The 14,364-nt window shown below is 39.0% G+C and carries 10 protein-coding genes; 7 read left to right on the forward strand and 3 right to left on the reverse strand.

Annotated elements, in window-relative coordinates:
• Window positions 1-74: 74 nt before the first annotated feature.
• Window positions 75-386, reverse strand: a complete 312-nt coding sequence (locus RTR43_RS06330) for an MGMT family protein (RefSeq protein WP_312470484.1) — start codon at window positions 384-386, stop codon at window positions 75-77.
• A gap of 635 nt (window positions 387-1,021) precedes the next feature.
• Here RTR43_RS06330 and spoIIID point away from each other — a divergent pair.
• The 4 genes from spoIIID to fabZ all read left to right on the forward strand — a co-directional run bounded on the left by spoIIID (window position 1,022) and on the right by fabZ (window position 4,053).
• Window positions 1,022-1,294: a sporulation transcriptional regulator SpoIIID gene (gene spoIIID / locus RTR43_RS06335; RefSeq protein WP_090762775.1), complete on the forward strand. Its 273-nt coding sequence runs from the start codon at window positions 1,022-1,024 to the stop codon at window positions 1,292-1,294.
• A gap of 271 nt (window positions 1,295-1,565) precedes the next feature.
• Window positions 1,566-2,567 carry a rod shape-determining protein gene (gene mreB, locus RTR43_RS06340; protein WP_248734243.1) on the forward strand — a complete coding sequence of 334 codons (1,002 nt, stop codon included), beginning with the start codon at window positions 1,566-1,568 and terminating at the stop codon, window positions 2,565-2,567.
• A 488-nt stretch (window positions 2,568-3,055) separates the two neighbouring features.
• Window positions 3,056-3,385, forward strand: coding sequence for a DNA-directed RNA polymerase subunit beta (locus RTR43_RS06345; RefSeq protein ID WP_312470490.1), 330 nt, complete (start codon window positions 3,056-3,058; stop codon window positions 3,383-3,385).
• A 233-nt stretch (window positions 3,386-3,618) separates the two neighbouring features.
• Window positions 3,619-4,053 (forward strand): 3-hydroxyacyl-ACP dehydratase FabZ, encoded by a 435-nt coding sequence (gene fabZ, locus RTR43_RS06350; protein WP_248734241.1) that lies wholly within the window; start codon window positions 3,619-3,621, stop codon window positions 4,051-4,053.
• Between the two features lie 261 nt (window positions 4,054-4,314).
• Here fabZ and RTR43_RS06355 read toward each other — a convergent pair whose 3' ends face one another.
• Window positions 4,315-4,575 (reverse strand): hypothetical protein, encoded by a 261-nt coding sequence (locus RTR43_RS06355; RefSeq protein WP_312470491.1) that lies wholly within the window; start codon window positions 4,573-4,575, stop codon window positions 4,315-4,317.
• Window positions 4,576-4,703: 128 nt separating this feature from the next.
• Window positions 4,704-5,135, reverse strand: a complete 432-nt coding sequence (locus tag RTR43_RS06360) for a YwpF-like family protein (protein ID WP_312470493.1) — start codon at window positions 5,133-5,135, stop codon at window positions 4,704-4,706.
• A gap of 244 nt (window positions 5,136-5,379) precedes the next feature.
• Between RTR43_RS06360 and ssb the strand changes: the two genes are divergently transcribed.
• The 3 genes from ssb (at window position 5,380) to RTR43_RS06375 (ending at window position 14,341) form a co-directional block, all read left to right on the forward strand.
• Window positions 5,380-5,748, forward strand: a complete 369-nt coding sequence (ssb, locus tag RTR43_RS06365; RefSeq protein ID WP_248734239.1) for a single-stranded DNA-binding protein — start codon at window positions 5,380-5,382, stop codon at window positions 5,746-5,748.
• Complete coding sequence (locus RTR43_RS06370) at window positions 5,741-5,953, forward strand: hypothetical protein (RefSeq protein WP_312470495.1); 213 nt, start codon at window positions 5,741-5,743, stop codon at window positions 5,951-5,953. The genes ssb and RTR43_RS06370 overlap by 8 nt, the downstream gene beginning before the upstream one ends.
• 1,665 nt (window positions 5,954-7,618) lie before the next feature.
• Window positions 7,619-14,341 carry a DNRLRE domain-containing protein gene (locus RTR43_RS06375; protein ID WP_312470497.1) on the forward strand — a complete coding sequence of 2,241 codons (6,723 nt, stop codon included), beginning with the start codon at window positions 7,619-7,621 and terminating at the stop codon, window positions 14,339-14,341.
• Window positions 14,342-14,364: the final 23 nt, after the last annotated feature.

A 14,364-nucleotide genomic window follows, 5' to 3' on the forward strand; every position in this document is an offset into this window, starting at 1 on the left:
CCCGCAAAAAAGGTTTGAAAATCAATAATAGTTAGGGAGACACTTGGCAATTAAATCTCTCCCTAGCTATTTTTTTATACGTGTGGATTCCACTGATATACTCCCAAATCGATGGCACCGTTAAGACCAATTACAACCCCCTCCGCCTCAAGTGACATCCATTGCTCATTGTAGGAATCGTCATCTTGAAGGGCAATCTGCCCCTTAGCGTTAATGACGCGGTGCCAGGGAAGGCGATGCGCCCTGCTCATCGAGTGGAGAATGCGGACGACCTGGCGGGCAGCGCGCGGGCTTCCAGCGAGGCTAGCAATCTGGCCATAGGTCATGACCCTGCCAGCCGGTATATTTCGAATGATTTCAACCACAGCTTCTGTAAAAGGTGTCATGGTTATTATCCTTTCTGATCAACGTATGACCATTATATAATACTTGAAAAAAGAAGGTCGAGGAAACGGGATATATTTGAGCCCGTAGCCGTAATCGTTAAAATTATCAATAGCCCCTCGAAATTACTAGTTTAGGTCAGTTGAAGAAAAAATAAGGGGTTTTCGGGAGTGTGGAAAAAAATTTTCTCTCGACAAATTTCTAAGTAAATAACACAGCTGTAGGCAAATTTCTTAGATAAAACCTAGCGGCACGGGCAAATCGGCGGTTGTCGAAAAACGTTTTATTGTCCTATTTTCAAAAAACTTCGGATTTGAATGGTCCTGAATGTGGATTTTGTGCATAAACCCGTATCCAAGCTAATAAACTGTTACAAACCTTTACAAAGAGAGTGTTTGAGGTGAGGAGTCGTTTGAAGTTAGCGGGTATCCAGTCAGGGACATGATTATTCATTGTATTTCAGAAGGTATATTACCTTCATCCGCGTGGCGCCAGATGAAACCAAATTAGGATAGTGTCCACCGGACGCGTACAAATGTCCTTTTTGGTGCCTGACACCAGCGGAAGCAGAAATCGTTGGAGTGAAAGCGGGCCCTTATTTCACACTACTCACATCCATATTAGGGAGGGCGAGAGTGTGCACGATTACATCAAAGAGAGAACTATCAAGATTGGAAAGTATATCGTGGAGACGAGGAAAACGGTTCGCGTGATTGCGAAGGAGTTTGGCGTATCCAAAAGTACAGTCCATAAGGATTTGACAGAGAGACTTCCTGAAATTAATCCAGAACTGGCAAACGAGGTAAAAGAAATTCTAGATTATCATAAATCGATCCGGCACCTCCGGGGTGGAGAGGCGACCAAAATGAAATATCAAAAAGAAGAACAGGAAGGCGAGGCTGTTAAATAATCCGCAACTTTCTATAGTTTTTTTGAAGAAATTGTGTCTTTCAGGTAATTTTATAACTGACTTTTTTAATTGTGATCCATCATTTTTTCAGGAAATCCATGTAATTTAAGGAAGGAAACCCATTGTTCTCTTGGAATTCTCCAATTCTGACAGTACTCAACAAAATTCTACTTATTTTATCAAATCATTATGGAAATTTTAATGAATATGATAAAATATACAATTAGGTAAAGTATGAGGATTTTTGTTTTCAAGGAGGAAAGAAAAGAGAATGTTTGCAAGGGATATTGGAATCGATTTAGGAACGGCTAACGTCTTGATTCACGTTAAGGGTCGTGGAATTGTGTTAAATGAGCCATCTGTTGTGGCAATTGATAAGAATTCAAACCGTGTTTTGGCTGTTGGCGAAGAAGCTCGCCGCATGGTCGGACGTACACCTGGGAATATTGTCGCGATTCGCCCGTTGAAAGATGGCGTCATCGCTGACTTTGATGTTACAGAAGCAATGTTAAAGCATTTTATTAATAAGCTAAATGTGAAAGGCTTTTTATCGAAGCCGCGAATTTTGATTTGCTGCCCAACAAACATCACTAGTGTGGAGCAAAAGGCAATCAAAGAAGCTGCCGAAAAAAGCGGCGGCAAAAAGATTTATCTAGAAGAAGAGCCAAAGGTGGCTGCAATTGGCGCAGGGATGGACATTTTCCAGCCAAGCGGGAACATGGTAGTGGACATTGGGGGAGGAACGACAGATGTTGCAGTGCTTTCAATGGGCGATATCGTAACTTCTTCCTCCATAAAAATGGCCGGCGACAAGTTCGACATGGAAATCCTCAGCTACATCAAGCGCGAGTACAAGCTGTTAATTGGGGAGCGTACGTCTGAAAATATTAAAATCAATATCGGTACAGTATTCCCTGGCTCCCGTTCAGAAGAAATGGAAATTCGCGGCCGTGACATGGTGAGCGGTTTACCGCGCACGATTACCGTTCGTTCTGAAGAAATCGAAGGCGCATTGCGTGAATCCGTGTCTGTTATCGTTCAGGCTGCAAAAAGTGTTCTTGAGCGCACACCGCCCGAGCTTTCTGCCGACATCATCGACCGCGGTGTGATCTTAACTGGCGGCGGGGCATTACTACATGGAATTGACATGCTGCTTGCGGACGAGCTGAAGGTTCCAGTTCTCGTTGCTGAAAATCCAATGGATTGCGTAGCGATTGGTACAGGCATCATGCTTGATAATATCGATCGGATTCCGAGCCGGAAGTTAGGGTAAGAACAAGTTCATTTTTGAAAAAAGAAGATTGGGATTCGTTTGTGCCATTCATTGGTTGAATACTAATCAGAAAATTAGTAATCGCTATAGTTAAAAAATTCGTTTAAGCTGTTGTAAGACATCAGACCATCAAAGTCATGGCTAGCAGCAAATAAAAAGTCTAATGAAGCAGGCAGGATAAGCCACGCTCATTGGACTTTTTTTATTTTACCTGGAGATTTAGCGGCTGAGGCTGATTGAAATGATTAGCCTTAGGTATTTTATATTAAAAAAACAATATCTAATTGCAAATATTGCGTAATTTTTGCAAGGATTGACTTTTTCTTGCAAAAAGTTAATGTGTAATTATGAATAATTTCTTATAATAGAATAAATACAACTGCAATTTTATAAATAGTCGAAAACCAAAGTTGGTTATAATATGTATTAACTCACTGAAGCCGTGGACATAAGCTGGTATTAACGGGTGCAGTAAAAGGGGAAATAATATGTCTGTGAATAATCTAAGCCAGGAACAATCGAAAACGAGAGAAGAATATAAAAAGGCCAAATATGAGGCTGAGCAAAAGATAAAGGCGAAGGATGCGAAGGCTGATAGGGCCGAAGTCGAAACGAAGTCGGATCCTCAGAAAAATAAGCGGATCCGCATTCGCCTGATTCCGGTGTGGCTTCGCCTTGTCCTATTAGTTGTATTCACCTTCATCAGTTTAACGGCTGGGGCAGCTGTTGGGTACGGAATACTTGGAGATGGGAAAGTGGCAGATGTTTTCAAAGAGTCAACCTGGACGCATATTCGTGATTTAGTGAATAAGGAATAAAGATGAAGGGTGGAGAATCCCTTCTTATTTGCAGATTTTTTTCATGGAAAAAAGAAGGGAACAAAATACCATCTTTGGGTAGACTATAACTCATGAAATAAGTAAGGCTGCAATATTAGCACATGGAAAAAGTAAATTAACTCGGGAAGGGACTGAAATCCCTTCCCTTTTGTGTAGCATTAATAGTAGAATAGGGAATATATACTTGATACTAGTAGGAGGTACTAAATCATATGTTAGATATTGATCAAATCAAAGAAATCATTCCGCATCGCTACCCATTTCTGTTAGTGGATCGTATTTTGGAAGTAGAAGAAGGCAAAAGAGCTGTCGGGATAAAAAATGTTTCAGCCAATGAAGAGTTTTTCAATGGCCATTTTCCAGATTATCCGGTTATGCCTGGCGTCTTAATCGTCGAAGCACTCGCACAGGTCGGGGCTGTCGCTGTATTGAAAAAAGAAGAAAACCGTGGCCGCTTAGCTTTTTTTGCAGGCATTGACAATTGCCGTTTCAAAAAGCAAGTGAAGCCTGGCGATCAACTCCGGCTAGAGGTGGAAATCGTGCGGCTTCGCGGGCCAATCGGAAAGGGTAAAGCCGTAGCGACTGTGGATGGCGAGATTGCCTGCGAAGCGGAAATCACCTTCGCTCTAGGTGGCAAAAAAGAATAATCTTTACTAGAATGATGATAATAGCAGAATGAAACGACGGGGAGCAATCTCGGTCGTTTTTTCATGTGGAATCGGATAAATTTGGCTGCAACCAGGAGCCTGAGAACAAAAACACAGACACGGATAAAGACCCTACGATAACAACAATACGCCAAAGGAAGACACTATCGAAAACGATATTGACCGCACAACGCCTGATAACAAAGAAGAATAAAGAAAAGGGACAGGCGTGGGCCTGTCCCTTTTGACTCCATCAGCCGCTTAAAAATTGCCACTTGAAAGAAGCACTGCTGCGATGACCACTATAAAGATGAGAAAAATATAAAATAAACCAACGACAACCAGCATAATCCAACCAATCACTTTACGGCCGGTTTGAATTAAATAAATCCCTAGTGGAATTGGGCCAAAGAAAAATCCTAAAATCGCCCAAAGCCAAGGCCTTTTGTTGTGTTTAGGCGCATCAACCGCCAAATAAATTGCAATAATAATACCAATAATAAGACTGATTCCATACTTCAACTAATATCCCCCTCCTTTTTCGCCGAATACTTTTAGTATCAATGGAAATAGTCGAAAAATCAACATAATTTGCAAAAATTAACTCCTTATGAAAGAGAAAAACCAGCCCGGAGACTGGTTAGTTAAAATTAAGGATTTTTTACTTTTATCTTAGGCTTACTCTTCATTTTTTCCTTGAATTCCTTGAGAAGTTCCGGACCATTTAGGCCCTTTTGGAGGAGGATATCAAGTAACAGCTCCGAGTAGTCACTTTTATTGCGGCGGAGATGGCCTTCAAATAAAACGCTAATATGCTTTTCAAATTTATTCAATGAGCAAATTTTTGTTTGAAAATAGGCAGGGTCATTTTCTTTTTTTGTGATCACCGCTTCGACGATGATGTCGCGGTTTTGCTCGGAAATTTTTTTAAAATAATCATAGAGGGACAGATCTGTATAAGCCTCAAGCAGCCAGGTGTAGCGGTCGTCTTCCTTATTAAGAATCAAGCCATCTGTTAACGGAACTTCCACCGACCTATCATCATCCACAACTTCCAATGAGTATAACTTAAAAGATTTCATCGCAACCTCCTGTTTATTTTTTCTAAATTATAACATACGTTTGCCAGAAACAAATGTCGAAAAATATTTGTCGAAATTTAGAATATCATTTTATGGAGGGAAATAATCAGCACTATTTTACAAAAACCAGCTTAATAATGTCATTATCGAGCAAAATCAGCCGCGAAAATACCCTTATCGTTGTTTTACAACTATAAAGGCCTGGCGCTATGATAAAACCATCAAACGAAAAGGAGATGAAAACATGATCAATCAGGTCACGCTTGTCGGTCGATTGACCAAAGACCCAGAATTAAAAGTGACACCTGAAGGGACGCCGGTCGCCCACGTTACGTTAGCGGTAAATCGCCACTTCCGCAACCACAATGGTGAGATTGACGCCGATTTCGTTCAGTGTACACTTTGGCGCAAGGCCGCGGAAAATACGTGCCAATATTGCCGCAAGGGTTCAGTCGTCGGGATAACGGGCCGGCTGCAAACGCGGAATTACGATAATAAAGAGGGCAAAAGGGTGTACGTGACAGAGGTGGTCGCGGAAACGGTCCGTTTCTTAGGCGCCAAGCCACAGGGCGTCGTTCCTGAGCAAAAGCAGGAGGAAGTGCCAATTGGATAATCATGATGACGATGCTAGAAACTTGGAGCAGCTTTTAGAGAGCTTAATTAAAATGGTTGGAAAAGCTAACCATAATGTCGACAGCCTACAAAAACGCGTCAGTCAGCTGGAATGGCTCATAAAGGAGCAGCAGTTTGAACTAAGGGAAAGAGGCCTCATCAGAATTTACTCGAAACACCCACACAGATCCTCACATTTAATCTAAAAAAACGCCATAATGAAAAAATGTTCATTTGACAAAATATACAATATCGTGAAAAAGCGGTTCTATTCGACTAAATACACTCTATCGTGAACAAGCAATTCATCCTACAAAATACGCCACAGTTCTGCCTCATGATTAGCTTGCCGGCGAGTTTTTTGAAAAATTTTCCCCGCAACCGGTACCAGTTGTTAAAGAAAATCAAACATTTCTCCGCCAGCATCCCCATTTTTCCGGCAGAACCTTGCCGGATTTTTTTGTTTGGTCTCCCTAATGGCAGAATCTTATTTGGATTTTCGAAAGTAGTGTGGTTTTTAATATAAAATTTCACAGATTTTAAGATATTTTGTCATAGGATTTTAATATATAATGTCACAAATTTTTGATCGTAAACCTTGATATAATAAGGTTTGTCGGTGATTTTATTAATAAATAACATATCCTTTAAAAGAGCAAAAATCATTTTTTTTTGGAATCGAAGAAAAAAATAATTTTATTATATATTGTCATATTTAATAATTATTTTGTTGGATACCTGTATAAATACACTTTATAGTGGACCAAGAAGAATTTACAGCCTAATAAGATGTCTTGAAGGTTGATTAACACAAATACTTAGAAATCTAACCAAAAATTCGACTGCACAATTACAATTAGCTAATGTACTTCAAATTCTCAAACTCATTTGACAAACCGGAATTTCTAAACGTTATATTCAATTTCTTCCATTCTACCTTAGTCAAAATTATTAAAGAATCATAAAAACACCTTTATCCAAAATACTGCTATCTCAAAAGCTTTTAAAACGAAGTAACTTCCTAATAGTGCTAAAACAAAGGTCGAATTGCAGATGTGAATAAGTATAAACTTTATTAATACAAAACCAAGAATGCTGAAGAAGTTGATTGGTTGCTATCAGAACGAACTATAGCCATTGATAAATACTGAATACAAGGTATATAACAAGAGCGAAGTACTTAACAAGTTCTTGCTAAACATCAATGATGCTATGTTAATCTTTGCTTCTTACTTGGTTAATGAAGTAAGAGGAGACTTCAGAAAACCCAAGATAAAGAACTACCCATTCCTTCCAGAGTGTTTACGACATTAAAATTTTTTAAGGCTGTTTTTTATCCAAGTAGGCTTGAATCTGACTTTCTTCTTTTGCAACATCAAGACAAATAACTAGGTTCAACGTTTTTCTCTCCTTGAGTTTTATTAACCGGCACACCTAACTCTGCATATACGGTTGTTATTCCAGATCGAAGTACCAACCACCTCAATCAGTTTCTTCGGAGTGAACGGTCTAGTTGACGAAATTAAGTCCCTCGGGTACGACTTTTACCACATCTACTATTTCATATATCGAAAAAAATGATCAAACAGACATAACTGGCTGAACCTAATAATACGAACGGGTACTTATCTTGGATAAGGTTTTTTAAGAAGTGATCTTCTACAATCGGGCACGCTAGGGGGAACGAAAAGTAAATATTTTGAAATAGACCTCTTTTCAACACTAAAGAGATAAAAAGTAACATAGTAATAGGTGAAAATTTGTCGAATTATGCGCTATTTTGTCTGTGAAATATTGTTGTATTATGTAATATTAGCAAATAAAATTAACACTGTTGCACTTAAAGTGAAAATAAAAGGAGATTGATTTGCGTGAACATCTATCATAAGGGATTGGCGATTTTTCTATCCCTATTATTAATTATTACTAGCATTCCAGTACACAGTTTTGCGGAAAATTCAGAAATTAATGGAGGAGATGTTAATTTAGTAGAATCCTTGGCTACTAAACCAAAAGAACTCGATTTGTCTGAACATAATAAATATGATAATCAGTCAAAAAAGAAAAAGCCGGTAGAACTGAAAAAAGAACGAAAAGAGAAGGAAAAAGTCTTCGATAACCAAGATGGAACCTTCACAAAGAAACTCTACAACCAACCTATTCATATTAAAAAAGGGAATACGTGGGAAGAGATATCTACTAAACTAGCGGAAAACGGGAAAGAGAAAGTTAAAGCAGAAAATACAGGGATTGACGTAGAATTTGAGAAAGGTATGAAAAAAGGGAAATATGCACAGTTTCAACAAGGGAATGACTACTTAAGTTTTTCCATACTAGCGGCTAACGGAGAAGCAGGTGAGGTTAGGGCAAATGAGGTTGTTGCGGAAGTAGAAGATAATAAAATAACGTATAAACAAGTATTTCCTCATGTTGATATAAGAAATATTCAGTTTAATGACTCAGTAAAGGAAGATATTATTTTGAATCAGTATACTGGTCATAATATCTTCAAGTATGAAATCAAGACGAACTTAACGCCAAAACTAGAAGAAGATGGTTCGGTAACATTTACTAATCGTGGTGATATCAAATTCTCATTACCGAAGCCGGTTATGTCCGATTCAAATATGAATCCGGAATCGGGAGAAACAGCCAAATCAGATAACATTTCGTTCAAATTAGAAACAGTACAAAAGGATTTATATATTCTCTCCCTAACTGCCGATACCGAGTGGTTAAAAAGCCCTGACCGTGTATTTCCAATTTATTTAGATCCCACAGTAGACAAGTCGCGTTTTAATGCTTTTGGAGATGCCTTTGTTTCTAAAGCGTATCCTACAACGAACTATTCAGGAGGAAATCTTTGGGATGCGGGGCAAGGTGCTTATACGTTAAAGGTTGGATACTACGATAGTACAACAGGGGATAACTATGCCTATTTAAAGCATGATCTAGCTGCATTAAAAGGGGCTACGATTGTTGAAGCGAAGTTTTGGCTCAATTGCATATGGAGTTATAGTACAACACCAACAGATGTTTGGCTCGCGGAGGCAAACTCTTCATGGAATCCTAAAACGATTACATGGAATAATAGTCCATCTGTTACCAATATCGGAACAACTAAAGTAGCAAGAAACAATTGGACTTCTTTTGATGTTAAGAGTACGGTTCAAAAGTGGGCTACTAATCCGGCAACTAATTATGGGTTTGCCGTGCATACGAGCGGAAACGGGCAGACCTATTGGAAAAAATTCGTTGCAACAGAAAACAACACCGTTGCCATACCTGAATTGACAATTACCTACTCATTCCCTGACTTAGTGCAACCTAAAGTAACTCCTCAAGCCGATGGTAATGGTACAGGCTACCTGGATATCAGTTGGACTAAGGTATCAGGAGCAATTGGGTATAGTGTCGGGATTTATAACGGAAAAGATTATGACTATTTTGATTTCGATGCCAATCAAACAAGTTGGTCTACGAAAGGGGAAGGGATATGGCCCACTGATTCTGAAATTTCAAAGGGAGTCTACAAGCTGCATTATGATGGAGGCGGGAACGAATTACCGCTAGATCCATCCCTAGTATACAAAAATGCCAATATGGGTGTAACTCCCCAACCTCCTTGGGTGAATGACTCCACCTATTGGGTAGTGGTAAGAGCGGAATATCCTGATGGTTCCATTTCTAGATCACCGTATGCAGTACCAAAAATTCCGGTAGATAAACCCAAAGGCTCTACCTACACATTTCCATTAGATCCTACTAGAGGTCATATCGCGTTAAATTGGGTGCCAATAAAAGGAGCATCCGGTTATAAAGTATTGATATACAATGGAATTGGATACGATGAAATTAATGTTGGAAATGTAACCTCATGGTCAACAGAGGGGCAAAATCTTTGGCCAACAGATACAGAAATTTCATCAACAGAAAAAAGATTTCATCTTCATACAGATAAAAAAGGAGTAGAATTTCCTTTAGACCCGTCACCTGTTTATCGAAATTCCGGGGGGGCAGAGGGCAATTCTAAAGATTATTGGATTAGAGTCATCGCCTACGGTCCAGCTGGTACTCAGATTGGCGCTCAGTCAGATTATGGAACATTTCGTATCGCTGATCCAACGTCGTCCCTTGGTTTGAAAGATTATTGGGCTAGTATCGATGTAGTGGGAGGAAAAGTTAATGCTTTAAATGGAAATCTTGTCATTAATGAAACGGATTTTCAATTAACAGGGAATGGACCGAATATTACAATTGCCAGGACCTATAATAGCCAAGACAAGGAAACAGGTCTATTTGGGAAAGGCTGGTTTAGTTCGATTGAAGAAAATATAAAGGAAGCTACTAATGGGGACTTACTTTATACAACCGGGGATAAAAGCAACTATCGTTTTGTTTATGATGCTACGACTAAATCCTATTCAGCGCCTTCTGGAGTCTACTTAAAGGCTTCAAAAGATTCAACCAATGGCACTTACACCATTGAAGATAAAGATAAGTCAAAGACCACGTTTGGCACGAACGGAAAAATTCAGTCGGAAATCGATGATCACAGTAAAGTGGTTAAATATGAATACACAAACAATCAATTAACGAAGATTACGGATGCTACAGGAAATAGATCCTTTACCTTTAACTATAAAGGAAAATTCATTGGAGAGATAATTGGTCCAGAACAGAAGAAGGTTAGTTTTGACTATGACTCAGACAATTTAGTTTCTTCTACGACCCCAAAGGGGAAATTGTACAGGTATGGGTATTATGAAAATAGTAGTTTGCTACAATATTTATATGATCCAAAGCATACGGAAAAAAAAGAATATAAAACCACTTTTCTATACGAAAATGAAAAAGTCACGGATATAATTGACCCGGTCAATAAAAAAACAAACTTAAAATATATCCCTGACGCCAAGCAAGTAATTATTACTGATCCAAAAGGGAAGAAAAATTCGATTATATATAATCTCTCAGGCAATTTAATTGAATCATCCGTTGATATTGAAAAGTTGAACTTGAAAACAATTTTTCAATATTTAGGAAATAATTTGGTCAAAACGATCACACCCAAAAATCAAGAAGAATCGGCAACATATGATGCATATGGAAATGTTACCTCTGTGACGGATCCATCTGGTACAGAAAAAGCAGAATACAATAGTAATAATGATGTCATTAAAGCAACAGATAATGAAAACAGAACGACGACTGTCGCCTATAAGGAGACGGATGCAGTATCCGTCACGGATAACAATTCGCTCACCTCTTCGGTAGCGATGTATGATTCGTATGGCAATCCCACTGAAGCAAGTAGTGATTATGCATCTGGCCATAATCTGCTGAAGAATTCAAGCATGGAAGATGCACAAAACATGTTACCTACAAACTGGACTATTTCCTCATTGAAAGATTCAGGGGATGGTTGGATAGAATCACAGACAAAAAAAATGGGGGAAAATTCGCTACGTCTGAATAGTAGTGCGTCCTCTACGGATTATGGATATGTAACCGCATCTCAAGTGGTACCAGTTCAGCCCAATACGACCTACACATTAAGCGGATATATCGAAACAGCAGGAGTGAAAAACGCAAATACAGTTCTTGAGGTAACAGAACGAGATAAAAATAATGTTAAGGTAAAATCAAGTAAAAATGATCTTAGTAAGATATCATCTAATGTATATGATTGGACAAAGCGTCAGTTTACCTTCACGACTGAAGCAACTACAACAAATGTAGTAGTTTGGTTAACGATTGATCATACAGGTGATGCTAAGGCCGTAGCGAGTGCATGGTTTGATAATATCCAGCTAGAAAAAGGAACGGTATCATCTTCCTACAATCCGATTGCCAACAGCAGTTTTGAAGACAATAATATAGGGACCATTCCATCATGGGTTCGGACCTGTACTGGAACGAATTGCGGAGACGCTGCTAAAAATGTTAGCAATCTTCCTTTTGACGGGAACTACTCCCTCTTTCTTGAGAGAACGAGTGAGTCTCAGGCTAATACATGGTATCGGAACCGAGTTGTGTTAAATCAATCTGAACCAAAAGCCATAACGTTGACAGGGATGTCCCGATCAGAAAATGTATCCTATAACGGTACCACAAATCTCAATAATGATTATGCTATTTTAGCAACTGTCACCTATAACAATGGTGACGCCATTAATTATTATGCAAAGTTTCCATTAGGAACGCATGAATGGAACAGGGGAGCGGTAGTCATCAATCCTCCAGGCATATATGGGATAAAATCAATTGATGTGTATACTCTTTTCAGGAATAATAATAAAGGAAAAGTATGGTTTGATGATATCCGATTAATAGAAGGTAGCATTCTTTCTAAAAACACGTATAACACCAATGGATATGTCCAGGATTCTACCGATGTGGAAGGGAATACATCCTCCTTTACGTATGATGAGTATGGAAATAAGAAAACTGAGACAGATCCAAAAGGAAATAAAAAGAGTTATGAATATACGTTGGATAATCAGTTAGAGAAAGTAACCTTGCCGAACAAATCCACTATCACGTATCATTACGACCTAAATGGAAATATCGAGGAGAAAATAGTCCAAGACACTAAAGGTATTACGAAAACAAATACTTTTGTTTACGATCAAGATAATAAGCTCCTAAACTTTATTGATTCCTTGGGCAGAAAAATTACTCATGAATACGATAATAATGGTAATAAAACTAAAACATTGATGCCTAATAAGCATGAACTAGAATGGAATTATGATACGGCAGACCGTCTGACGAATGTCAAACGGGATACAAAAGATGCCTTCACCTATGAACTTGACAATAATGGCAACCAAACAAAGATAATAGACCATGTCAATAGCATCATTTATACCAATGGCTATGACACAAATGATCGTTTGTTCAGTTGGGCAAACGACCGTGGGGGATCCATCAATTGGTCCTTTCACGATACAGCTTCCAGTAAGACAGGGAAAGTGAAAGACCTTACCGTCACTCAAGGTTCCTATAATCAAAAAACAAGCTATTCCTATAATAGCCTTGACCAAAATACAAAAATTGTCGACGGCAATGGAAAAACCTATTCATTTGATTATAATGAAGAAGGGAATGTCGATACCTATACGGCTGGGAATGGGGCAGGCTCCACGTTTGTCTATGATCACACCGGCAAGGTAAAAGAGTTAATGGTCGCCACCAAATCAGGAGAAACCATTCTTTCAGAAACATATGAGTATGATAAGAACGGGAACCGGAGTGGAGTGAGAAAGTATGATGCCCCTCTGGTGTTTAAGAATGTGTATGACTCATTAAATCAACTGGAGGAAGAAACACTACCTGATGGTAGGAAAAACACATACGGCTATGATGAATTTGGAAATCGTAATCTTGTAAATGGTAAAGTTGTCAAATATAACAGCGGAAATCAACTGACCGATTTCGGGACAGAGTCAATTGGCTACGATGAAAATGGAAACCGCACATCAGACGATAAATATACCTATCAATGGGATGCTGTAGACCAATTAATTTCTGTAACGGAAAAAGGAAAAACGACTCCACTTACCGAATATAAATACGACGATGCTGGCCGCAGAATCGAAAAAATAAAACAAAGTAACGGAACAACATCTACTATTCGCTATATTTACGACGGCAACAGCATCAATGTATTATATGAAACTGATGATAAAGGAAATGTGCTGCGTCACTACATCTACTCTGCAAGTGGTATCCTAGTTGCAATGAAGTCCCAGGGACAAACCTTCTATTATCACTACAATCCGCATGGTGATGTCATTGCCATGACAGATGATAGCGGCAAAATTGTCGCCAGTTACCAGTATGACGCATGGGGCAATGTGCTTTCATCTGATGTAACAGGACTCGCAGCCGATAATCCGTTTGGGTATGCAGGATACATGTACGATAAAGAAATCGGAATGTATTATCTCATGGCAAGGTATTATCATCCAGTTCACGGGGTATTCTTATCTATGGACCCAGATCCTGGGGATGAAGACGATCCGATTACACAGAATGGGTATTCCTATGCGAACAATAATCCAGTGATGAATGTAGATCCGGATGGGCATTGGGCACACATCGTAGCTGGAGCTGCTATAGGAGCTGTAATAGGTGCAGGAATATCTGCATATGATCAATGGAGAACAAGTGGAAAAGTAAAATTGGGCAAAACATTGACAGATGCAGGAGTTGGTGCAGTGTCTGGAGCTCTTGCAGCTACTGGTGTGGGAGTCGTTGGACAAATGATTGGTGGAGCTGCTATTAACTCTAGTGTATACTTGGCTCAAAAGCGTAAAGGTGTTACCCTAAGAGGGTATGCAAACAGCGCAATAGTAGGTGGCATTGGTGGAATTACTGGAGGGGCTGGTGCAAAAGGTGCAAAATTATTAGGGGTATGGAAAACATCTAATAGAATTCTTAAAACTGCAAAAAGCCCCCGAAAAATTCTAATGTATAACGCTAAAAAAGCTGCTGTTAAAAAGACTGCGTTTAAGTCTGCTGGACAATTTTTAGGTGGTGGAGTAGCTTCTTATGGGAGTTCAAAGTCAAAGTGGCTAAACTATTAAAAAATGGTGTTTCATAAAATTAG

The sequence above is a fragment of the Neobacillus sp. genome (assembly GCF_031988165.1).
Classification (GTDB): Bacteria; Bacillota; Bacilli; order Bacillales; family Cytobacillaceae; genus Neobacillus; species Neobacillus rhizosphaerae.

Bases quoted from the DNA above. Each gene is read 5' to 3' on its own strand.
- RTR43_RS06330 (WP_312470484.1), bottom strand. From the start codon at position 386: ATGACACCTTTTACAGAAGCTGTGGTTGAAATCATTCGAAATATACCG.
- mreB (WP_248734243.1), top strand. From the start codon at position 1,566: ATGTTTGCAAGGGATATTGGAATCGATTTAGGAACGGCTAACGTCTTG.
- RTR43_RS06345 (WP_312470490.1), top strand. From the start codon at position 3,056: ATGTCTGTGAATAATCTAAGCCAGGAACAATCGAAAACGAGAGAAGAA.
- fabZ (WP_248734241.1), top strand. From the start codon at position 3,619: ATGTTAGATATTGATCAAATCAAAGAAATCATTCCGCATCGCTACCCA.
- RTR43_RS06360 (WP_312470493.1), bottom strand. From the start codon at position 5,135: ATGAAATCTTTTAAGTTATACTCATTGGAAGTTGTGGATGATGATAGG.
- ssb (WP_248734239.1), top strand. From the start codon at position 5,380: ATGATCAATCAGGTCACGCTTGTCGGTCGATTGACCAAAGACCCAGAA.